This is a genomic window from Mycobacterium sp. 852014-52450_SCH5900713 (assembly GCF_001667075.1).
Lineage (GTDB): Bacteria > Actinomycetota > Actinomycetes > Mycobacteriales > Mycobacteriaceae > Mycobacterium.
In genome coordinates this window covers 161836-181212 of record NZ_LZIL01000050.1, presented here as the reverse complement: position 1 = coordinate 181212, position 19377 = coordinate 161836, and the positions used below count along the sequence as shown (strand labels likewise).

Sequence of the window (19377 nt, the reverse complement as noted above, 5' to 3'; positions counted from 1 at the left end):
CGGGGGCCTGCCGACCTGCCCACGCTAGAGTTCCGCCATGACGAAACGCGCGGCCGCGGCCGTTGCCACGGTGCTGCTCGGCCTGACCGGATGTGGGCCCGCCCGACAGGTATCCGGCCCGCCCGCGCTCTCTGACGCGCCGCCCAACGAGGTGCCTGGTCTCGCGATCCCCACCGGCCGCATCGACGAGGCGGTCGCCAAGGTCGACGGCCTGGTCGGCGACCTGATGAAGAGCACCGGCGTACCGGGCATGGCCGTGGCCATCATCCACGGCGGAAAGGTGCTGTACGCCAAGGGGTTCGGCATCAAGGATGTGAGCAAGGGGCAGGGCCAGGACAATAAGGTGGACGCCGACACCGTTTTCCAGTTGGCTTCGGTGTCCAAGTCGGTCGGCTCGACAGTGCTCGCGCACGAAGTCAGCGACAACGTCGTCGCGTGGGACACCCCGGTGGCGGCGAAGCTGCCGTGGTTCACGCTGAGCGATCCCTACGTCACGGGCCACGTCACCGTCGCCGACCTGTACTCCCATCGCTCGGGGCTGCCCGACCATGCCGGTGACAAACTCGAAGACTTGGGCTACGACCGTCGGCAGACCCTCGAACGGCTGAAGTACTTGCCGTTGGCTCCGTTTCGAATCAGCTACGCCTACACCAACTATGGGGTAACCGCTGCTGCTGAGGCGGTGGCCGCCGCCGCGGGCAAGTCATGGGAGGACCTGTCCAACGAGGTGCTCTACCGCCCCCTGGGGATGACATCGACCAGCTCGCGATTCGCCGACTTCGTCGCACGACCCAACCATGCGGTCAACCACATCAAGGTCGCCGACAGGTGGGAGGCCCGATTCCAGCGCGACCCCGATCCGCAGTCACCCGCGGGCGGGGTGAGCTCCTCGGTGAACGACATGGCCCACTGGCTGATGATGTTGCTGGGCAACGGAACTTACAACGGCCAGCGGATTGCGTCGCCGGAAGCCTTGCTGGCCGCCACCAGCCCGCAGACGGTTTCGGTGCCCGCGAAGACGCCCAAGGCGCGCTCGGGTTTCTACGGATACGGCTTCAACGCTTCGGTCGACTCGTCGGGCCGCACCGAATACAGTCATTCCGGCGCTTTCGATTTGGGGGCGGCGACAAACTTTGTGGTGATGCCCTCGGAGGACTTGGGCATCATCGCGCTGACGAATGGCGCGCCCTATGGCATCCCGGAAACATTGACCGCCGAATTCATGGATCTTGTGCAGTACGGCCAGATTCGTGAGGACTGGGGGGCTCTGTACCAGAAGGCGATCGGCTGGCTGAACAACCCGGAGGGGTCGCTGGTCGGCAAGCAGCCGCCGGCCAACCCCGCGCCGGCCAGGCCGCTCAGCGACTACGCCGGCGTGTATGCCAGCGACTACTGGGGCCCGGCCGTCGTCACCGAACACGACGGCTCCCTGCAGCTGGCGATGGGCCCCAAGAACCGGACGGTCACGCTGACGCACTGGGACGGCGACACCTTCACCTTCGGTCTGACCGACGAAAACGCCCCGCCCGGAACCATTTCCAAGGCCACATTTTCTGGTTCGCGGGCCGCTACCCTCAACCTGGAGTACTACGACTCGGACAAGCTGGGAACGTTCACCCGATGATCGCCGGTCTGACCGATGCCGAGGTGGCGCAGCGGGTCGCCGACGGCAAGAGCAACGCGGTCCGCGAACGCGCCACCCGCAGCATCACCGACATCGTGCGGGCCAACGTCTTCACCCGGATCAACGCAATCCTCGGGGTGTTGCTGCTGATCGTGCTGGCGACCGGCTCGCTGATCAACGGGATGTTCGGCCTGCTCATCATCGCCAACAGCGTCATCGGCATGGTCCAGGAGATTCGTGCCAAGCGGACGCTGGATGCGCTGGCCATCGTCGGACAGGCGAAACCGTTGGTGCGCAGGCAGTCCGGGACGCGCACGCTGTCGCCCTCCGAGGTGGTGCTCGACGACATCATCGAACTCGGGCCGGGGGACCAAGTCGTCGTGGACGGTCAGATTGTCGAAGAGGCGAATCTGGAGGTCGACGAGTCACTGCTGACCGGCGAGGCCGACCCGATGGGCAAGGCTACCGGCGATGCGGTGATGTCAGGCAGCTTCGTCGTCGCCGGCACGGGCGCCTACCGCGCCACCAAGGTCGGACCGGAGGCCTATGCCGCCAAGCTCGCCGAAGAGGCCAGCAAGTTCACGTTGGTCAAATCCGAACTGCGCAACGGGATCAACCGGATCCTGCAGTTCATCACCTACCTGTTGGTGCCGGCCGGCCTGCTGACGATCTACACCCAGTTTTTCACCACCCACGCGGGCTGGCGGCAGTCCGTGCTCCGGACCGTGGGTGCGCTGGTCCCGATGGTGCCCGAAGGCCTGGTCTTGCTGACGTCGGTCGCGTTCGCCGTCGGGGTGGTGCGGCTCGGGCAGCGTCGGTGCCTCGTGCAGGAGCTGCCCGCCATCGAGGGACTCGCCCGGGTCGATGTGGTGTGCGCGGACAAGACGGGCACCCTGACCGAGAACGGCATGCGCGTCGCGGGTGTCGAGGAACTCGAACCGGCACGGCGGCACAGGGTCACCGACGCCCTGGCGGCGTTGGCCGCCGCCGACCCGCGCCCCAATGCGAGCATGCAGGCGATCGCCGAGAGCTATCAGCGCCCACCCGGCTGGATCGCCACGGCCACCGCGCCGTTCAAGTCGGCCACCAAGTGGAGCGGGGTGTCCTTCGGGGACAACGGCAACTGGGTGATCGGGGCGCCGGATGTGCTGCTCGATCCGGCGTCGGCGGCGGCCGAACAGGCCGAGCGGATCGGCGCGCAGGGTTTGCGGGTGCTGCTGGTCGGCACAGGCGACGTCGCCGTTGACCATCCGGATGCACCGGGCCGCGTCACCCCCGTCGCGCTGGTGGTGCTCGAGCAGCGGGTGCGCCCGGACGCCGCGGAAACACTGGATTATTTTGCCGAGCAAGGTGTTTCGGTCAAGGTCATTTCCGGCGACAACGCGGTGTCGGTCAGCGCGGTAGCCGGCAAGCTCGGGCTGCGCGGGGAGACGATGGACGCGCGGCGGCTGCCGGCGGAGCCCGCGCAATTGGCCGATGCGCTGGACGCCTACACCACCTTCGGCCGGGTGCGGCCTGACCAGAAGCGGGCGATGGTGCACGCCCTGCAATCGCACGGGCATACGGTTGCGATGACCGGCGACGGCGTCAACGACGTGCTGGCGCTCAAGGATGCCGACATCGGCGTCGCGATGGGCGCCGGCAGCCCGGCGTCGCGCGCCGTCGCGCAGATCGTGTTGCTGGACAACAGTTTTGCCACCCTGCCGTATGTCGTCGGCGAGGGCCGGCGGGTGATCGGCAACATCGAGCGGGTCGCCAACCTGTTCTTGACCAAGACCGTCTACTCGGTGCTGCTGGCGCTGCTGGTCGGCATCGAATGCCTGTTTTCCAAACCGCTCAAAGCCGATCCCTTGCTGTACCCGTTTCAGCCGATACACGTCACCATCGCGGCGTGGTTCACCATCGGGATCCCGTCGTTCATCCTGTCGCTCGCCCCCAATAACGAACGCGCCTACCCGGGCTTCGTACGGCGGGTGCTGAGCTCGGCGCTGCCCTCCGGGTTCATCGTCGGCACCGCGACTTTCGGGTCCTACCTGGTGGCCTATCACGGCCGGCACGCGACATTCCAGCAACAGGAGCAGGCCTCGACCGCGGCCCTGATCACGCTCCTGATGACGGCGCTGTGGGTGCTCGCGGTGGTCGCGCGCCCCTACCAGTGGTGGCGGGTCGCGCTGGTCATCGGCTCCGGCCTGGCCTACGTGGTCATCTTCAGCATCCCGCTGGCCCGACGGGCGTTCCTGCTCGATCCCTCCGATGTGGCGGTGACGTCGACCGCGGTGGGGATCGGCCTGCTGGGCGCCGGCGCCATCGAGGCGATGTGGTGGATCCGGGCACGGGTGCTGGGCGAGCAGCCACGGCTGTGGCGCTAACGGCCGCCAAGTAGGATTTCGGCGGGGAAAGGACGGGTACATGGGATTCCTGGACAAGGCCAAAGACCTTTTGTCGCAGAACGCCGACAAGGTCGGAACCGCGATCGACAAGGCCGGCGAATTCGTCGACGAGAAGACGCAGGGGAAGTACTCCGACACCATCCACAAAGTGCAAGAAGAGGCCAAAAAAGCGGCCGAGTCCGCGACTAAAGGCGACGACCAGAACTGAGCTCATGGCGAAACTCTCCGGATCCATCGACGTCCCGCTGCCACCCGAGGTGGCCTGGAAGCATGCCTCCGACCTGTCCCGCTACAAGGATTGGCTGACCATCCATCGGGTATGGCGCAGCAAACTGCCCGACGACATCGACAAGGGCACGGTCGTGGAGTCGATCGTCGAAGTCAAGGGCATGTACAACCGGATCAGGTGGACGGTCGTGCGCTACAAGCCGCCGGAAGGCATGACGCTCAACGGTGAAGGCGTCGGCGGCGTCAAGGTCAAGCTGATGGCCAAAGTTCAGCCCGCGGAAGAAGGCTCGGTCGTCAGCTTCGACGTCCACCTCGGCGGCCCCGCCCTGTTCGGACCGATCGGCATGATCGTCGCCGCCGCGCTGCGTGGCGACATCGACATGTCGCTGCAGAACTTCGTCACGGTATTCACCCGCCCCGACCCAGGGATGAACGGCTCCGGCGGTCGTCGCTGACCGCCGCCACGCGAGCATGACGGCGCCGAGGTCGGTCCCGCGTCGGCTAATCTCGCTTGCATGACTCGCCGGCTGCGCCCTGGTTGGCTGGTGGCGCTCTTCGCGTTGGTGATTTCGGCCAGCGCCTGGCTGCCGTGGTTGACGACGGCGGTCAACGGCGGAGGCTGGGCAAACGCCATTGGGGGCGCCCACGGGAACTTGGAACTGCCGCGGGGGTTCGGCGCGGGCCAGCTCATCGTGCTGCTGTCCTCCGCGCTGTTGGTTACGGGGGCGATGGTCGGCCGCGGACTGTCGGTCAGGCTCGCTTCGGTTGGCGCGCTGGTGATTTCGCTGTTGATTGTCGCGCTGACGGCGTGGTACTACAAGCTCAACGTGAATCCGCCGGTATCGGCTCAATATGGCCTGTATGTCGGCGCGGTCGCGGCGGTCTGTGCGGTGGTCTGCTCGGTTGCGGCGGTCATCGCGGCCCTGGCTTCTGGTCGGTCCGGCCGCTGAGACCTCAGGGCGAAGGGAACTCGTGCGTTCCCGAGGTCGAGCTGTCGCTCGGCTCGTTGACGCCGAACACGAAGGGCGCGAACACGATTTCGCGACCGTCGGGGTCGCGGTAGGTGACGGCGCCCGTCGCCGCCCAGTACGGATGCTGTTCGACGGGTTCGACCCCCGCCGCTTGCAGCCGGGCGATCGCCGCCTGTTGCGCCTGCTGGTCGGGGAAGTACAGGCACAACTGTTCGTGGTGGTCCACGGCGACGGGCTCGACGGATTCCACGATCTCCAGGGTCAGGTTCCAGCTGGGCAGGCCGAAGATGGCGCCGTTGCTGCCGTAGCTGTCACCGAAGGTCTCGAAGAGCGGCAAGCCCACCAGCTCGCGGTAGAACCGCACCGTCTCGTGGAAGTTCGCCGACCGGCGCGCGAAGCGAATGCCGCCGAGCGACGCCAGCTGTGCCGGCCAGTGCGTGGTGCGGCGGGGATGCTGGACGGCCATCACAACCCGACCGCGCTTGCCGCCGAATCGGTGGTATCCCAGCGCCGCAGCTGGTGGCCGGGTGCCCACGTCGAATGGGTTCCGCTCGAAATACGCTCCGGCAGTTGAAGTTTGCACACCGGGCCATCGGCGATCCGGGCGGCGTCGAAGATCACGCAATAGGAGGCGTCGGTGTTCATGTCGGTGGTGAGGCTGACCAGGTAACCGTCGTCCTCACCGGTGGCGCCGACGCGTGGCGCCATTGCCGTTTCGCTTCCATAGACGCCGTCGCCGAAGCGGAATTCCTGTTGGTTTCCGGTGCGCAGGTCGTGTTTGACCAGCCCGTCGAACAAGAACCAGCCCGGCTTGCCGGTGGCGGCATAGGCGTATCGGTAGTCGCCCGCGGCATAGTCCGGGTTGATGGTGCCGAACTCTGTGATGGACTCCGACAGCCGCTCTTCCCGCACCGCCCCGGTGGCCAGGTTGAAACGCCAACGGTGCAGCCGCGACTGGAGGCGATCGAGCCCCAGGAACCGAAACAGCTTGTCCCACTTCGACCCGCCCGTGTCCAGCGGGGAGGGATCGCCCTCGAAGAAACCGTCCAGGACGATCTCGTCACCGTCCTCGTAGGCGTTGACGAAGTGCAACACGAACGTCGGGTCCGCCTCGAACCACCGGATGTCACCAGTTCCCCCGCGGCGCGGGAGGATCGCGAACCGCGATGGAATATCGGGATAGAAGCGCGGCAGGTGCACGTCGTGCTCGAGCAGGGCGGGGTCCCAGAACAGCGGGAAGTCGTTGAGAATCACGTAGTTTTCGGTGAACGCCATGTCATGCGGCAGCCGCGGTCCGGGCAGCGGGATGTCCACGTAGTGGACCAACTCGCTGTTCTCGTCGACCACGCCGTAGCGCATGTACGGCTCCCGCTTGCTGTAGTTGAAGAACAGCAGTTCACCGGTTTTGCTGTCCACCTTCGGGTGCGCGGACACACCCCAATCGGTCGGGAAGCGCCCGTTCCAGCTCTCCTTGCCCAGGGTCTCGCCCGAGTACGGATTGACCCGGTAGAGGTCGCCGCATTGGTAGAAGCTGGTCAGTGCGACGCCCCGGTGTACGATGACGTCGGTGCTCGAGGCGTCTTTCATCCGGGTACGGGCACCCCACCCCTGCTCGCGCCTGGCCAATTGCACCGGCTCGGCCAGCCCCGGCCACAGCGGCCCCCCGGCTTCGTTCTCCGCCAGGAAGCCGTCGGTACGGATAAAGCGGTTGCGGTAGAAGGCCTTTCCGTCACGGAAGCCGACCATGTGCAGCATGCCGTCGCCGTCGAATGGGTGATACGTCTTCAGCGCCGGGTGCAGCGGATTCTCGGTGTTCCGCAGGTAGATGCCGTCCAGGTCGCGGGGGAGTTCCCCTTCCACGGCGGTGAGGTCGTCGGCGTCCCACTCGGTGGTCTGGGGACGCCACGGTCCGGTCCGGTACGGGTGGTCGTCGTCTTCGGGCAGGGTGGACAGGAACTTGCCGACGATCTCAACGTCCATGTCACACGCTTTCTGCTGTGCTGACAACGAAACTCACCGTGGTGGCGGTGCTGCCGCCGAAGTTAAGGGTGCCGAACGTCTTGGCGCCCTCGACCTGATACTCCCCGGCAGCGCCGCTGACCTGCTTGGCCGCGTCGAGCAGCATGCGCACGCCGGACGCCCCGACCGGATGGCCGCCGCCGATCAGTCCGCCGCTGGGGTTGATCGGCAGCCGGCCGCCGATCTCGATCTCACCGTTTTCGATGGCCTTCCACGACTCACCGGGGCCGGTCAGCCCGATGTGGTCGATGGCCAGATACTCGCTGGGGGTGAAGCAGTCGTGTACCTCGTACCCGTCGAGGTGGTCCAGTGTCAGCCGGGCGCGGCGCAGCGCGTCGTGCACCGCGGCCCGTACGTGCGGAAGGACGTAGGGGTCGTCGACGGCTCGGTCCAGCTTCTGCCGCAGACCCAGCCCCACCGTTCGGTGCCCCCAGCCCTCGATGCGCCCGATCGGGCGCGCGCCGGGATGCTCGCGCAGGTAGGCGTCGCCGACCAAAACCAATCCTGCTGCGCCGTCGGTCATTTGGCTGCAGTCGAAGCGCCGCAACCGGCCCTCGGTGATCGGATTGGTGGCGTCGTCGTCCGTGATGGGGTCGGGGACCGTCCATCCACGTGTCTGGGCGTTGGGGTTACGCCGCGCGTTGGCGAAGTTCAGCTGCGCGATCGCCCGCAGGTGTGCGTCGTCCAAGCCGTAGCGCCGGTCGTATTCGTCGGCGACTTGGGCGAACATCGACGGCCACAGGTAACGCGCGTCGGCGCCCTCGTGGCCCGTCCAGGCGGCCGCACCCAGGTGCTGGGCCGCGGTGTCGCCGGGCACCGTCTTCTCGAGCTCGATCCCCACCACCAGTGCGGTGTCGTAGGCGCCCGACCGCAGGTCGGCCATCGCCGACAGCGTCGCGACGCTGCCGGACGCGCACGCCGCCTCGTGGCGGGAGGCCGGAGCGTCCCAGAGGCCGGCGCAGACAGTGGCCGGCATCGCCCCGAGGTGGCCCTGGCCGGCGAACATCTCCCCGAAGGCGTTCGCGACGTGGACCACTTGGATGTCGGCTGGGTTCACCTTGGCCGCGGCGAGCGTGCCCTGGACTACCTCCGCGGTCAGGTCGGCGAAGTCGCGGCCCTCCTTGGTGAGGTTGCGGGCGAAATCGGTTTGCCAACCGCCCAGGATCCACACACCCGCCGAGTCATCCATACGCCGCACGGTACTCCTGGAAAACCTCGTGGTTCAGGCGTATCGCGGGCGGTTGCGGTCGAAAACGTGCCCGAAATTGGGGCGGCCCCGTCGGCTCTCGGGCTGAACCGACGGGACCTAGGCGTACGCGAAGGCCGGCCGACGCGTTCGCCTCTCATGAAACATTGCCCCGTACGGCGGCAGACAAACATGCGGAACTCAACCTCATCGAGTGAGGGCGAAAACATTTTGCGGTCTTCGGGTTTGTCTCCGGCGTCTTGCACGACGGTTTGGGGGCCGCACCCGTCACTGCGAATCGGACGCGTGCGGACGCGTCCTTCGACGGCCGGGTTGGCTCGTTGCCACCGGCGGGCCAACACTTGCGGGGCGCCTGCGGCAGGCACCGCGGGTGCCGAAGGGCTACCCCGCCGAGGTGGGTTTCGACACGGTCACGGATGCGTACCTATCGCCGCATCACTAGTCACAACAGTCGCGCCAATCACTATCGTCACATGAGCCAACTACGGACGTCAATGCGGTGTCCCCGCAGCTCGAAAGGTGTTAGATGTCGGCGATTCTTCGAAGTGTGTCGCTATCGATGGCGTCGGCGGCCGCTGTCGGACTCGTCTACGTGGTCGGCCCGGCGCCAGCGGCCAATGCCACCCCGTGCGGAGCGCCCGAAGCGAATGTGGAACCGCCCGCCGCGCAGCCGGCGATGCCCGCACCGCAGCCGGTCGTCCAACCGCCCACCGGGCGCAGACCCACCCACACCAATGACCAGGCGCCGCTGCCCAGGCTGGGACCGCTGATCTCCTCATTCCTCAAGCCGGCGGTCCCTCGGCAGGCCGCGCCGATGAGACCGCAAGCGGAGGTTCTTCCGCCCGGGCCGAATCCTCCCGTCCCCGGTCTGCCGCAACCGCCCAACGCCGGTCAGCTGCAGCCCAACGCGGCCCCCGTCCCGCCGCCGCAGCCGCCGGCGGAGGCGCCGCCGGTCTCGATTGCCGGGGCGCCCACCTCGCTGGTCGACTGGGTGACCGGACCCGACGGTCCGAACAAGACGCTGCAGCGTTTCAGCATTTCCGGCACCGACCTCGGTATCGCTTGGGACAACGGGGATCCCGGGAACCGTCAGGTCCTAATGGCCTTCGGCGACACCTTCGGCTATTGCAAGGTCAAGGGTCAACAGTGGCGCTACAACACGCTGTTCCGCAGCTCGGACCGGGATCTGTCGCATGGAATCCACATCGCGGAGGGCGTCCCTAACGACCGGTACTCCGGTTCACCGGTGTGGGCGCCGAGCCTGTCCAAGCAGGTCGTCAACACCATCCACAAGGCCGCCCACGAGACGGGGATCATTCCGACCGCCGGCATCTCGATCGGCAGGACGCAGTACATGAGCTACATGTCGATCCGGCAGTGGGGCCGAGACGGCGAATGGAGCACGAACTACTCGGCGATCGCGCGGTCCAACGACAACGGCCAGAACTGGGGGATTTTCCCCACCTCGATCCGCACGGCCTCCGCGGACGCCATTCCGGGAGCCGGGTTCACCCCCGGTAACGAAAACTTCCAAATGGGCGCCTTCATGAAGGGCAATGACGGTTACCTGTATCAATTCGGGACCCCATCGGGACGTGGCGGCGCGGCGTTCCTGTCGCGGGTGCCGCCGGGGCAGTTGCCCGACCTCACCAAGTACCAGTACTGGAACGGCGACAACGGCGGCCGCTGGGTGCCCAACAACCCGGGCGCGGCGACGCCGATCTTCCCGGGCCCGGTGGGCGAAATGTCGGCCCAATACAACAGCTATCTCAAGCAATACCTGGTGCTCTACACCAACGGTGGCAGCAACGACGTGGTCGCACGCACCGCGCCGGCACCGCAGGGGCCGTGGAGCCCCGAGCAACCGCTCGTGTCGTCCTTCTCGATGCCCGGCGGCATCTATGCGCCGATGATTCATCCCTGGTCGTCGGGGCGGGACCTGTACTTCAACCTGTCGCTGTGGTCGGCATACGACGTGATGCTGATGCACACCGTCTTGCCCTAATCGTGATCGTGTCGCACCCCCAATAGTCGGTAAAGCAGGCGCACCCTGGATGAATCGGGGGCCTAGCGAGAGAGGAGATCGAGGATGATCACTTTCGAGAACCCGGCCACGTCGACCGCCGGCAAGCCGCGGCGGCCAGACATCGAGATCCGCATCGAGGGCGTGCGCCGCCGCGACGGCGCCGTCCGGCTCGGCATCATGCTCGACGGGCGGATGGCGACATAACCCAGCGCGACGGCGCCGGCCGCGACGGCCGGGGCAATATGTACGCGTGAGTTGGGCGAAGCGTGAAGCAAAGGCGCTCGCGGACGTGACACTGACGGGCGATGCGCTGCTTGCTGAGCTCGAAGACTATATCCGCGTGCACAATCCGCTTTTGACGGATGTTCGGCTGGAGCGGGCAACCGCCACCGAGGAGTACGACACCGGCGCCCAACCGCCTCGACGCTGGTACGACGTCACCTACCTGGCTGACGACGGCGAGGGTTACGGGATTAGACCCTGAGTGCCCCCGGCAGGATTCGAACCTGCGACACCGGCTTTAGGAGAGCCGTGCTCTATCCCCTGAGCTACGAGGGCGGGCCGTCTGCGAACACCCGACCGCACCCGGGTCGCGTCCGTGAAGGCGTTCAGAAGGTGCGTCCAGCGTCCTGCGCCGTGAGTGTAGCCGGTCCGCTCATGGCGACCGGTGCCCTTCCATGCCTTCGTCCACGGTAGTGGTCGCTCAGCGCGGTTGGGTGTCAGCCGGCGAAGTAGTCACGAGCTAGCCGCCGGACTCGCCCGTTCGGTCAGTCCTCGTCCTCGATGACGTGCATCGCGGCTTCCTCGGCGGACGCTGCGCCCCCGTCGAGCCCGACGTCCGAAGCGACCAATTCATCCTCGTAGTCCCCGCCGAATCCCTCGTCCGGCGCGACGAGGCGGCCGGCTCGGGCGCGGCCCACCTCGCGCCGCCGGGGGAATTCGCACTCGCGTTCGGATGCATCCGAGCGTTGCTGCTCGGCTTCGTCGAGCGCGACATTGATGCGTGCCGCCGGGTCCGGCTCTTCCTCGGCGAGGAGCTGATCCATGGTCTCGCCCGGACCGAATGCGCCTCGTCCGTAAGGCCGCTCGGGTGGCGAATACCCCTCGTCGAGGATGTCGTCTACGCCGCGGTCTATCAGGGTGTCCTCCGGTTGAAGCTGATTGTCGTCCTCGACGCTGTATTCGCCGGCCGCGGGGCCGGTCTCATAGTGAGAAGTCACGATTTGCCTGTCATGTGTTCGCCGTTCCTCGATACCTGTTCTGCCGCAATATATGTCTCGTCGAGCGGTAGGGCCAGTTCCATCCGGAACATCCTCAGCCGAGCCGCTCGATCTCGTCGGCCGCGTCGGTCAACGCCGCGGCGAGTTCGCGCGCGGCGATCCCGTCCAGCGCGTCCAGGTGGCGGGCATGCACGGCGATCCAGCGGCGCGTCGAGCCGTCGAACTGTTGTCGACCGTAGATCTGCACGCGCGCCCGCCCGCCTCGCCGAGTGGTCCCCTCAAAGTCGCGAAACCAGTTCCTGTCCAGCTGCCAGTCGAAGGTCCGAACCGCACCGTCGGGGGGCGCGATCGAGTCGAATGGCATCCCAGCGGACACATTCTTGGCCGCCCACTGCCGCGCCATTTCCAGCAGCGTCTGCGGTTCGTCGCGTTCGAGGCGCTCGAGCTGAGCGATCTGCGCAGCGGTGAGCTGGTCGGCCACGTCGCGCCAGGTTTGGGCGGTGTCGTCGGATGTGGTCATGCCCTGCAGTCTGCGCGGCTGACCCGTTGCCGGCGAGAGTCGAAAGTCATGTCTTGAGTCCACCTTTGTCGGGTGGATTCGGTCTGGCAGCGGGCCGCGCCGTGTCAGCTTGCGGTTCAATGGTTTTACCCAACTCGCGACGCCGTCTAGTCGGCCCGGGCACCGTGCACGTCCCGAATCACGCTACGCGGCAACCGATGTCCCCAAATGACAGCCCGCGAATGGCCAAGACGCGGAGAATGACAACCGGGGTCGTGAGTTCGGGAAGGGAGGCAGCAATGGCCGCAGGCCCACTATGCGCCCGCTGCAAACAAACCATCGGACCGGGATGGCTCTACCTGACTGCACATCGCCGCGGCCAAGCCGCGCCGGCCGATGACGACGCGGTGCTCATCCATCTGCCCGACGAGTGCCCGCGGGCCGGGGAGCACGTGCCGCCGAGTTAGGCATCGGAGCCGTCGGACTACGGGTTCGCGGTCAGAGCAGCCGGGCTCAGGTGCTCGATGAACCAATCGCGGGCCAGCGTCGCGGCCCGCTCGAGCGTCCCGGGTTCTTCGAAGAGATGGGTGGCGCCCGGCACGACGGCCAGTTCACACTTGCCGGGGATCGCGGCGCGTGCTTGCCGATTCAAGTCCAGCACCACGTCGTCGTTGCCCCCAACGATTAGCAGCGTCGGCGCGTAAACCCTGGCCAAGAACGCGCCCGCCAGATCGGGCCGCCCGCCCCGGGACACCACAGCCGCGACGTTTACCCGCGGGTCGGTGGCGGCGACCAGGGCAGCGCCCGCGCCGGTACTGGCGCCGAAGTAACCGACCGGCAGAGCGGCGGTGTCTTGCTGGCGGCTCAGCCAGCCGGTTACGTCGACCAGTCGTCGCGCCAAAAGCTCAATGTCGAACACGTTGGCGCGATTTCGTTCTTCTTCCGGGGTCAGTAGGTCGAACAGCAGCGTGGCGAGACCCGCGCCGTTCAGCACGTCGGCCACGTAGCGGTTGCGTGGGCTGTGCCGGCTGCTCCCACTGCCGTGCGCGAACAACACCACGCCGACCTGATGTTCGGGAATCGTCAGATGTCCGGCCACCGCCACCGATCCGGTGCTGACCCTGACTTCTTCGTCGCGTAAGGGCGGGTCGTCCGCGGCGGCGCCGGCGATCGGCCCCCGAGAACGGTCGCGGGCGCGATCGAGTAGCGCGACCACCTCGTCGTCGGATGTCTGGGTGAAGTTGCGGTAGCCCTGGCCCACGGCGAAGAAGAACTCGGGCGTATGCAAACAAACCACCTCGTCGGCGTACCCGGCGAACCGTTCGAAGACGTCGCGTCCGCCGATCGGAACGGCCAGGACAACCCTGCTCGCGCCCTGTGCGCGGGCCACCTCGCAGGCGGCTCTGGCCGTCGCGCCGGTCGCGATGCCGTCATCGACGATCACCGCGGTCCGTCCCGCCAACGGGATCCGGTCACGCCCGCCGCGGAATCTTTCCGAGCGACGAGCCAACTCGGCCCGCTGCTTCGCCTCGACCGCGGCAATCTCGTCCGCGGATAACCGGGCCTCACGCACCACGGCGTCGTTGATCACCCGCACCCCGCCCTCGCCGATCGCACCGAAGGCCAATTCGGGCTGGAACGGGACCCCGAGCTTGCGCACCACCAGTACATCGAGCGGAGCATCCAGGGCTTTGGCGACCTCGAAGGCCACCGGCACACCGCCGCGTGGGAGGCCCAGCACCAAAACATCGTGACCGCGCAACGATTCCAGGCTTTTTCCCAGCTGTCGCCCGGCGTCAACACGATCGTCGAACAGTCTCGAATCGCCGCGCAGCGAAGCCAGCCGCTGCCCCAGCGGCCGCCCCCAATCGCTTCGAGTCATCTCCCGAGTGTGTCGCGGTCTGCGGGCGCGCCGAAGGGCCCTAAGGCCACTTACCGGGGGACCAACGCCTCCTTACCGCTCGCCGAGGTCACCGCGCGGCCGCAGCCAACCGGTCAGCGCAGTTCGGCGATGACCTTTGCAAAGTTGTCGACGTGGTTGTCCTGGACGGTGATGAACGTGACGCCGTACTTCTCCCGGTACTCCCGCAGCGTGTCGGCCATCTCGCGGGGCGAGCCCGTCAGCACCGAGTGCATGGCCAGGATCTCGTCGTCGGACAACCCGGCCGCGTAGCGACGGGTCATCGTCAGGTCGGGCAGGCTTTCGCCCTCGGCCGGGACCGCGGTGACGGCAAGGTTCAATTCGAGCGCGTCGAATCGGTCGCCGGCGGCGTTACGGACGAACTCGACGCGTTCGGTCAGCGGGTCGTCGGCCTCTTTCACCCTCGAACCCGTCAGCCCGATGATGTCGGCGTGCCGGGCGGCAATGGTCAGCACCCGGTCGCCGTTGCCCGCGATGAGGATCGGTGTCGTCGGGTGATGCTCCTTCAGATATTTCGTCATGTGGTTGAGGTAGTCCACCCGGGCGCCGGCACTGGGGTAGGGGAGCTCTGCTGCGTCGAACTCTTCCTTGACATACCCGGTGCCGAGCCCGATTTCGAGGCGGCCGTTACTGAGCTTGTCCAAGTCGCCCAGGTCCCGGCTGAGCAGGGCGGGCTTGTAGAAGGCGGCGTTGAGCACATACATGCTCAGCTTGAGTTTGTCGGTGACCATGGCGGCCGCGGTCAGTGCCGGAATCGGGGCAACCGCGCCGAGATGGTCTGGCACGCAAAGCACATCGAATCCGATGTCTTCCGCCTGCTTCACCTTGTCGACGAAAGTTGCGCGCGACTTGATGAAGCGCATGCTCATTCCAAAGCGAAATTCCTTGGCCACCAACAACTCCGTTCAACAGATGAGGACAACTACCAACAACGTGCCGCTTCCGCTAGCCCCTGGATCAGGGCCGTGGTGACCGGCGACAGGCCGTCGTCGCCGGGCATCGGGCTGCGCGGGCTCAGGCCGCGCACGCGGGGAGACAGCTCCAGCTGGGTCCCGCCTTCGCGCACGCGGTTCACCGGATTGCCCGGATGCAGACCGCGCAACTCCGGCGGGATGTCCTCGAGGTCGGTGATGACCCGATACCCGGTCAACTGGATGTGCTGGGCCAGGTGTGCGGCCAGCGCGCGGTTGCGGCCGCCGGCCAGCAATTGCGTGCTGCGCCCGATTCGGCCGTAGCCGTGCAGCGACACCGCAACGTCGACATGGTCGAGGAATTCGGCGAGCCGCGGCGACTCGGCCGGGTCGAACATCGCCGAGGGCAGGTGGTGCGGGTAGCGGTCGGGATGACGCAGCACGTACACCGAGGCGTGAGCGGCGTCGGCGGCACGTTCGGCGATCACGTCGGTCATCTCTTCCAGCCCGCCGCCGTGGATGGCCAGAAAGCCGAAACGCGAACGCAATTGACTGGCCTCGCTTACTCCGGGCTCGCTCAGCAACGCTGAAAGGGATTGTGGCGCAGGACCTGACGCCGACACCCTGCGAGGCCAGTGCGAGGGATCCCAGCGCCGCAAGAAGTCGATCCAGCGCTGCGGCAACCCGTGCTGCACGGCGCCGTCGACGATCTTGGACAGGTAGCCCGGTCGGGGCGGGCCCGGTGTGACCCGATGGTCGATGTACACCCAGGCCGGCGACGATCCGTCGTCGGTGTGCACGGTCAGCCGGTCTCGCCGGTAGCGCACCGGCACGCCCTCGGCGCTGTCCAGGGTGGCCAGGTCACCATCTGAGATCTGCCAGACCACGCCATGCACCTGAGTCCCCGTGCACGGTTCGACCGTGGCGACGCCGCGCTGGTTGATCAGCCAGTCGTGATCGGAGAGGACCGCCGGCCGCGGATCGGCGGCGTCCGGACACCGCAGCGCCATCTGCCTGACGCACAGGTTCGACCCGTATGCGAAGTAGGCGTGCCGGCGGGCCGGCATTCAGCCGGTCACCGTCAGCCAGATGAGCACCACGTTAAGCAGACTAATCAATACGCCGACGGCCCAGCCAACAATCGTCGTGACGGGATGATTGGTGTCGCTGCCCATCAGATCGCGGTCGCTGGTCAGCTTCACCAGCGGAAGGACCGCAAACGGTATCCCGAACGACAGCACCACCTGGGACAGCACCAGCGCCCGGGTGGGGTCGAACCCGACCGCGAGGATCACCAGGGCCGGACACACGGTGACCAAGCGGCGCACCAGCATCGGGATCCGGCGGTGCAGCAACCCCTGCATGATCATGGCGCCCGCGTAGGCGCCCACCGACGACGACGCCAGCCCGGACGCCAGCAGCCCGATCGCGAACAGCACCGCGATGGCCGCACCGAGGGTGTGGTGAATCGCGGAGTAGGCGCCCTCGATGGACGCGTGGATGTCGCGGTGCTGCAGGTTGATCGCGGCGACCAGCAGCATCGCGGCGTTCACCGTTCCCGCGACGGCCATCGCCAGGACGACATCCAGCCGGGTGACCCGCAGCAGCAGGCGTCGCGCGGCGCCCTCGGCGGGATGCCCGTGTCGATCGAGGACCAGCCCGGAATGCATGTACACGGCGTGCGGCATCACGGTGGCGCCCAGGATGGCGGCTGCCAGCAGCACGCTTTCGGTGCCCTGGAATCTCGGCAGCAGCCCGCCCAGGACGGCGTCCGGTGGAGGCGTCTTCACGAAGAAGCTGGCCGCGAAGCCGATGGCGATGACGAGCAGCAGTCCGGTGATGACGCGCTCGAAGATGATCTGCCCGCGCCGGTCCTGGATCGCCAGCAACAGCAACGACACCAACCCGGTGATGACGCCGCCGAGCAGCAGCGGCAAATCGAACAGAATCCGCAAGGCGATTGCGCCGCCGACGATTTCGGCCATATCGGTGGCGATCGCCACCAGTTCGGCCTGGACCCAGTAGACCAGCCGGACCGGACGACTCATTCGCTTGCCGATGGCCGCGGGTAACGATCGTCCGGTGACCAGGCCGAGCTTGGCCGACAGATACTGCACCAGACCGGCGAGCGCATTGGCCACCACGATGACCCACAGCAGCAGGTATCCGAACTTTGCGCCGGAGCTGACGTTGGCGGCGACGTTGCCCGGATCGACATAGGCGATGGCGGCGACGAAGGCGGGCCCGAGCAGATACCAACTGCTTTTCAGCGAGTCCTGGCTGCTCTGCGTCAAGTGTCGCCCTCGATTCACACGTCCGAATAAGAAAGTGAGGTTAGCCGAAGACTCCAGGCATACCCGGAGGCCACCCACCATTCGGGCAGACGCGGTCACTGGCGCCGGCGCTTCCGGCCGCGCCCGGCGATCAGCCCGGCAGGTAAAGGCCCTTGCCGGTGATCAGGGGCAGGTCCAGCGTCGTCACGATTCCCGGCGGGGCGGCCACCACCGCGGGGATCGCGTTGACCACCCGCATCGCGGTGGCGACCAGCCCGGCGTGGTTGTGGTCGCCCTTGCGGCTGCTCAGGCAGACATCCATCGCGTAGGAGGGTTCGCCGGTGATCTCGATGCGGTACGACCCGCCGTGCTGGGCGGGCTGCGGCCAGTCCGGGCACAAATCCTCGCGCAGCCGCGTGACGTGTTCGAGGACGACGACGGGGTCGCCGTTGACCATGCCGAATACCTCGAACCGCAGCGCCGCGGCGCTGCCCTTGGGGATGTGCCCGGACGCGATGTCGAAGTCCTCCGGCGCCGGCACGCGCACGTACTCTTGCGCGACTGAGTCGAGCGAAATCCCCAGACCGGCCGCCAGCTGCCGAACCACCGATCCCCACGCCAGGCTGAGCACGCCCGGCTGCAGCAACATGGGGACGTCGTCGAGCGGCTTCCCGAAGCCCATCACGTCGAACATGACCGCGGCGCTGTCATAGGTGGCGTAGTCGACGATCTCCATACAGCGAATCTGCTGGATGTTCTGACAGGTGCCGGCCAGCGCCAGCGGCAGCAGGTCGTTGGCGAAGCCGGGATCGATCCCGTTGACGAATACGCTCGAATGCCCTTCGCGCGCAGCGTCTTCGATGGGCTTGATGAGCTCTTCGGGAATCACCTGCCACGGATACTGCAAGAAGACCGGGCCGCTGCCGACGACGTTGATGCCGGCGGCCAGCACGCGCCGGTAGTCTTCCAGCGCCTCGGGCAACCGGTTGTCCGCCAGCGCGTTGTAAACGGCGCACTGCGGTCCGGTGGCGAGTACGGCGTCCAGGTCGGTGCTGGCCAGCACGCCGGTCGAATCGGGAAGCCCGGCAAGCTCCGCCGCGTCCTTACCGGCCTTGGCGTCCGAGGACACCCAGACGCCCCTGAGCTCGAACTCGGGATTGGTGATGAGCGCTCGCAGCGCGTGGACGCCGACATTGCCGGTGCCCAATTGAACGACGGGGATTGCCATGGCGGGCTCCTTAGCGGTCGGGGGTCACAGGTCCGGGACGGGGATGTCGAGGTTGGGGTAGGTGAGGCCGCCGTCGACCTCCAGCGTCTTGCCGGTCAGGAAGCTCCCCGCCGGAGACGCCAAATAGACTGCGGCGGCGGCGATGTCGACGGGATCACCGAGTCGGCGCATGGGCGTGGCCTTCTCCATCGGCGCGCGCAGCTCGTCGTTGGACGCGACGACGTCCAGCGCGGAGGTGAGGATCGATCCCGGTGCGATCGCATTGACCCGGATGCGTGGGCACAGGTCCAGGGCGGTCAGCCGGGTGTAGTGGGACAACGCGGCCTTGGCGGTGCCGTAGGCGGCGAAGCCGCGCCCGGCGAGCCGGCCCATGGTCGAGGTGATATTGATGACGCTGCCGCCGCCGGAGTGCTCGAGCATGAGGGGTACCGCCGCGACGGTCAGCGCGTGGGCGGTGGCGACGTTGAAGGTGAATGCGTCCTTGAGGTCCTTGGTCGAGGTGGTCAGCAGCGTGTTGGGCATGGTGCCGCCGACGTTGTTGACGACGATGTCTAGTTTCCCGAAGGCCTCGACGGCCTGCCCGGCCAGCTGCGCGGTCACCTCGGGGTGGGCCAGGTCGGCTGCGACGATGTGTGCCCGACGCCCGGCCGCACGAACCTGTGCGGCGACGCCTTCTAGTTGCGATTCCGTTCGCGAGGCGATCAGGACATCCGCACCGGCCTCGGCGAAAGCCAGGGCGATGGCCGCCCCGAGGCCGCGGCCGGCGCCGGTGATGACGGCGACTTTGTCGTCGAGACGAAATCTGTCAAGGATCATTGCGGCCTCTCTTCGCCCAAGTTGTCAGCCGACACGGTAGCAAG

At 67.0% G+C, this 19377-nt stretch carries 20 protein-coding genes and 1 tRNA gene; 9 read left to right on the top strand and 12 right to left on the bottom strand.

The annotated features are described in order from the left end of the window. The first annotated feature begins 37 nt into the window (after window positions 1–37). Genes A5773_RS15025 through A5773_RS15005 form a run of 5 tightly spaced genes read left to right on the top strand, consistent with a single transcriptional unit; the run spans window position 38 to window position 5192 of the window. Entirely contained in the window at window positions 38–1624 is a 1587-nt protein-coding gene (locus A5773_RS15025) for a serine hydrolase (protein WP_066957563.1), read from the top strand. Continuing rightward, window positions 1621–3993: a cation-translocating P-type ATPase gene (locus A5773_RS15020; protein ID WP_066957561.1), complete on the top strand. Its 2373-nt coding sequence runs from the start codon at window positions 1621–1623 to the stop codon at window positions 3991–3993. The genes A5773_RS15025 and A5773_RS15020 overlap by 4 nt, the downstream gene beginning before the upstream one ends. Before the next feature lie 40 nt (window positions 3994–4033). Continuing rightward, window positions 4034–4222 (top strand): antitoxin, encoded by a 189-nt coding sequence (locus A5773_RS15015; RefSeq protein WP_066957559.1) that lies wholly within the window; start codon window positions 4034–4036, stop codon window positions 4220–4222. Window positions 4223–4226: 4 nt separating this feature from the next. Beyond that, window positions 4227–4697: an SRPBCC family protein gene (locus A5773_RS15010; RefSeq protein WP_066957557.1), complete on the top strand. Its 471-nt coding sequence runs from the start codon at window positions 4227–4229 to the stop codon at window positions 4695–4697. Window positions 4698–4757: 60 nt separating this feature from the next. Then, on the top strand, window positions 4758–5192 hold the full coding sequence (locus A5773_RS15005) for a hypothetical protein (RefSeq protein WP_066957555.1): 435 nt from the start codon (window positions 4758–4760) through the stop codon (window positions 5190–5192). Between the two features lie 4 nt (window positions 5193–5196). Here A5773_RS15005 and A5773_RS15000 read toward each other — a convergent pair whose 3' ends face one another. Genes A5773_RS15000 through A5773_RS14990 form a run of 3 tightly spaced genes read right to left on the bottom strand, consistent with a single transcriptional unit; the run spans window position 5197 to window position 8421 of the window. Then, window positions 5197–5679 (bottom strand): VOC family protein, encoded by a 483-nt coding sequence (locus A5773_RS15000; RefSeq protein ID WP_066957553.1) that lies wholly within the window; start codon window positions 5677–5679, stop codon window positions 5197–5199. After that, a complete protein-coding gene (locus A5773_RS14995) occupies window positions 5679–7193 on the bottom strand; it encodes a carotenoid oxygenase family protein (RefSeq protein WP_066957551.1) in 1515 nt (504 codons plus the stop codon). The genes A5773_RS15000 and A5773_RS14995 overlap by 1 nt, the downstream gene beginning before the upstream one ends. 1 nt (window position 7194) lies before the next feature. Next, window positions 7195–8421 (bottom strand): acetyl-CoA acetyltransferase, encoded by a 1227-nt coding sequence (locus tag A5773_RS14990; protein WP_066957549.1) that lies wholly within the window; start codon window positions 8419–8421, stop codon window positions 7195–7197. Window positions 8422–8965: 544 nt separating this feature from the next. On the opposite strand from A5773_RS14990, the gene A5773_RS14985 reads away from it, so the two are divergent. The 3 genes from A5773_RS14985 (at window position 8966) to A5773_RS14980 (ending at window position 10949) form a co-directional block, all read left to right on the top strand. After that, the gene (locus A5773_RS14985; RefSeq protein WP_066957548.1) at window positions 8966–10444 is read left to right on the top strand and encodes a DUF4185 domain-containing protein; all 1479 of its coding nucleotides are present in this window, start codon (window positions 8966–8968) and stop codon (window positions 10442–10444) included. An 84-nt stretch (window positions 10445–10528) separates the two neighbouring features. Continuing rightward, window positions 10529–10669, top strand: coding sequence for a hypothetical protein (locus A5773_RS26070; RefSeq protein WP_156659761.1), 141 nt, complete (start codon window positions 10529–10531; stop codon window positions 10667–10669). Between the two features lie 46 nt (window positions 10670–10715). After that, the gene (locus A5773_RS14980) at window positions 10716–10949 is read left to right on the top strand and encodes a hypothetical protein (RefSeq protein WP_066957546.1); all 234 of its coding nucleotides are present in this window, start codon (window positions 10716–10718) and stop codon (window positions 10947–10949) included. 1 nt (window position 10950) lies between these two features. Here the strand turns inward: A5773_RS14980 and A5773_RS14975 are convergent. From A5773_RS14975 to A5773_RS14965, 3 genes are all read right to left on the bottom strand, one after another. Further along, window positions 10951–11023: transfer RNA gene (locus A5773_RS14975), tRNA-Arg, on the bottom strand. A gap of 209 nt (window positions 11024–11232) precedes the next feature. Further along, window positions 11233–11685 carry a DUF5709 domain-containing protein gene (locus tag A5773_RS14970; protein ID WP_067791420.1) on the bottom strand — a complete coding sequence of 151 codons (453 nt, stop codon included), beginning with the start codon at window positions 11683–11685 and terminating at the stop codon, window positions 11233–11235. A 94-nt stretch (window positions 11686–11779) separates the two neighbouring features. Continuing rightward, window positions 11780–12205, bottom strand: coding sequence for a hypothetical protein (locus A5773_RS14965; RefSeq protein WP_066957543.1), 426 nt, complete (start codon window positions 12203–12205; stop codon window positions 11780–11782). A gap of 278 nt (window positions 12206–12483) precedes the next feature. Between A5773_RS14965 and A5773_RS26305 the strand changes: the two genes are divergently transcribed. Beyond that, complete coding sequence (locus A5773_RS26305) at window positions 12484–12651, top strand: hypothetical protein (protein ID WP_197505490.1); 168 nt, start codon at window positions 12484–12486, stop codon at window positions 12649–12651. A gap of 17 nt (window positions 12652–12668) precedes the next feature. Here the strand turns inward: A5773_RS26305 and A5773_RS14960 are convergent, their stop codons facing one another. The 6 genes from A5773_RS14960 to A5773_RS14935 form a co-directional block, all read right to left on the bottom strand. Then, window positions 12669–14066 (bottom strand): phosphoribosyltransferase family protein, encoded by a 1398-nt coding sequence (locus A5773_RS14960; protein WP_082948244.1) that lies wholly within the window; start codon window positions 14064–14066, stop codon window positions 12669–12671. Window positions 14067–14179: 113 nt separating this feature from the next. Continuing rightward, window positions 14180–15004 carry an LLM class F420-dependent oxidoreductase gene (locus A5773_RS14955; protein ID WP_082948243.1) on the bottom strand — a complete coding sequence of 275 codons (825 nt, stop codon included), beginning with the start codon at window positions 15002–15004 and terminating at the stop codon, window positions 14180–14182. A 23-nt stretch (window positions 15005–15027) separates the two neighbouring features. After that, window positions 15028–16083, bottom strand: coding sequence for a poly-gamma-glutamate hydrolase family protein (locus tag A5773_RS14950; RefSeq protein WP_066957541.1), 1056 nt, complete (start codon window positions 16081–16083; stop codon window positions 15028–15030). Beyond that, complete coding sequence (locus tag A5773_RS14945) at window positions 16084–17391, bottom strand: Nramp family divalent metal transporter (RefSeq protein WP_369817365.1); 1308 nt, start codon at window positions 17389–17391, stop codon at window positions 16084–16086. It abuts the gene before it with no gap. Between the two features lie 49 nt (window positions 17392–17440). After that, window positions 17441–18517 (bottom strand): diacylglycerol kinase, encoded by a 1077-nt coding sequence (locus tag A5773_RS14940; protein WP_066957537.1) that lies wholly within the window; start codon window positions 18515–18517, stop codon window positions 17441–17443. A 24-nt stretch (window positions 18518–18541) separates the two neighbouring features. Next, complete coding sequence (locus tag A5773_RS14935; RefSeq protein WP_066957535.1) at window positions 18542–19333, bottom strand: SDR family oxidoreductase; 792 nt, start codon at window positions 19331–19333, stop codon at window positions 18542–18544. Window positions 19334–19377 lie beyond the last annotated feature (44 nt).

Coding starts and splice junctions, on each gene's coding strand:
- A5773_RS26070 (WP_156659761.1), top strand. CDS start 10,529: ATGATCACTTTCGAGAACCCGGCCACGTCGACCGCCGGCAAGCCGCGG.
- A5773_RS15000 (WP_066957553.1), bottom strand. CDS start 5,679: ATGGCCGTCCAGCATCCCCGCCGCACCACGCACTGGCCGGCACAGCTG.
- A5773_RS14995 (WP_066957551.1), bottom strand. CDS start 7,193: ATGGACGTTGAGATCGTCGGCAAGTTCCTGTCCACCCTGCCCGAAGAC.
- A5773_RS15020 (WP_066957561.1), top strand. CDS start 1,621: ATGATCGCCGGTCTGACCGATGCCGAGGTGGCGCAGCGGGTCGCCGAC.
- A5773_RS14985 (WP_066957548.1), top strand. CDS start 8,966: ATGTCGGCGATTCTTCGAAGTGTGTCGCTATCGATGGCGTCGGCGGCC.
- A5773_RS14945 (WP_369817365.1), bottom strand. CDS start 17,391: ATGGTGGGTGGCCTCCGGGTATGCCTGGAGTCTTCGGCTAACCTCACT.
- A5773_RS15010 (WP_066957557.1), top strand. CDS start 4,227: ATGGCGAAACTCTCCGGATCCATCGACGTCCCGCTGCCACCCGAGGTG.
- A5773_RS15015 (WP_066957559.1), top strand. CDS start 4,034: ATGGGATTCCTGGACAAGGCCAAAGACCTTTTGTCGCAGAACGCCGAC.
- A5773_RS15005 (WP_066957555.1), top strand. CDS start 4,758: ATGACTCGCCGGCTGCGCCCTGGTTGGCTGGTGGCGCTCTTCGCGTTG.
- A5773_RS26305 (WP_197505490.1), top strand. CDS start 12,484: ATGGCCGCAGGCCCACTATGCGCCCGCTGCAAACAAACCATCGGACCG.
- A5773_RS14935 (WP_066957535.1), bottom strand. CDS start 19,333: ATGATCCTTGACAGATTTCGTCTCGACGACAAAGTCGCCGTCATCACC.
- A5773_RS15025 (WP_066957563.1), top strand. CDS start 38: ATGACGAAACGCGCGGCCGCGGCCGTTGCCACGGTGCTGCTCGGCCTG.
- A5773_RS14950 (WP_066957541.1), bottom strand. CDS start 16,083: ATGCCGGCCCGCCGGCACGCCTACTTCGCATACGGGTCGAACCTGTGC.
- A5773_RS14940 (WP_066957537.1), bottom strand. CDS start 18,517: ATGGCAATCCCCGTCGTTCAATTGGGCACCGGCAATGTCGGCGTCCAC.
- A5773_RS14960 (WP_082948244.1), bottom strand. CDS start 14,066: ATGACTCGAAGCGATTGGGGGCGGCCGCTGGGGCAGCGGCTGGCTTCG.
- A5773_RS14965 (WP_066957543.1), bottom strand. CDS start 12,205: ATGACCACATCCGACGACACCGCCCAAACCTGGCGCGACGTGGCCGAC.
- A5773_RS14990 (WP_066957549.1), bottom strand. CDS start 8,421: ATGGATGACTCGGCGGGTGTGTGGATCCTGGGCGGTTGGCAAACCGAT.